The organism is Planococcus sp. A6, assembly GCF_028823615.1.
Lineage (GTDB): Bacteria > Bacillota > Bacilli > Bacillales_A > Planococcaceae > Planococcus.
The window spans coordinates 1-1,025 of sequence record NZ_JAPEHT010000264.1 but is presented as its reverse complement, the minus strand read 5'-3'; the positions used below and the strand labels follow the sequence as shown (position 1 = coordinate 1,025).

The following is a 1,025-nucleotide window of genomic DNA, read 5'->3' as shown; positions in this document are numbered from 1 at the left end:
CTGTTTCTGTTCAGCCTCTGGCGACAGGCATCGTGCAGCAGCGGAAAGCGCCGCCGGATTTGATGATTTCCGAAAAATCGGTTTCGATCACGCGGAAGCCGTGTTCGCGAAGCTGCTTATTGACCTTGGTGTTTTGCGGCTGGCTGAAGACGCGGCGGTCGCCGATCGACAGCACATTCGTACCGAGCTTGAATTGTTCGTCCTTTTCGACAGGAATCAACGTATAGCGTTCACTCAGCATTTCAATTGTCGCTTGTTCCAGCGCTTCCGGAAAGATGAGTGCTTCGGTCGGCGATAAAATATTGAAGACGCAATCGAGATGCAAGTATTTTTCGTTGAGATGAATCGGGACAACGCGGAAATCCGGCATATGCCGCTGCAATTCCTCAATCGCCTCTTCAGAAGTGCGGCTGCTGATCCCGATGAATACTGTATCTTGATCGATCATGACATCCCCGCCTTCGATGCGATGCCCCGGTAAATGCTTGAAGCGGACGCCTTTTTCAGCGAGCCAGTTTTGCAGCACCCGTTCTTCTCCTTGGCGGACATTCGCGGCCATTTCACTGATGAAGACCGTATCGCCGATCGTGAAGCCGATGTCGCGTGTGAACACTTGCTCCGGGTATTTTTCAGAGGCCTCCAGAAAGGCAGTATCGACGCCTTCTGCAGCCAATGCCTCGACAAAGGCTGAATGCTGGTGTAAAGCTTCCGTTACGTCAATGTTTTCCTCTTTATAGCGTTTCTGTACATCGTTGATGACGTCTCGAATTTCCATAAAGCGCGGTGGGCATAGGAGCACGTGGCGCAGGGTATCGTATTCGCTGCGGCAATCGGCTGCTGGGACAGGCTTGGCATGTGTGGACATAATAAGTTCCTCCAAAGAGCATGATTTTACAGTACTATTCCTTTTTCGCAGTCTCATAAAACCTGGAAAAGAGTTTATTTAAATTTGGCTGGATACAACTTACAGAAGAAGTGCGTATAAAAGTCAATAATAGAAAAAACGGGCGCTCTATCGGGAGCGC

At 50.0% G+C, this 1,025-nt stretch carries 1 protein-coding gene; it reads right to left on the bottom strand.

What is annotated here, in order from left to right:
- Nucleotides 1–10: 10 nt before the first annotated feature.
- Nucleotides 11–865: a dimethylarginine dimethylaminohydrolase family protein gene (locus ON064_RS18360; RefSeq protein WP_274625892.1), complete on the bottom strand. Its 855-nt coding sequence runs from the start codon at nt 863–865 to the stop codon at nt 11–13.
- Nucleotides 866–1,025: the final 160 nt, after the last annotated feature.

What these genes read in the sequence shown, in the direction of transcription:
- ON064_RS18360 (WP_274625892.1), bottom strand. Translation starts at nt 865, where the DNA reads ATGTCCACACATGCCAAGCCTGTCCCAGCAGCCGATTGCCGCAGCGAA.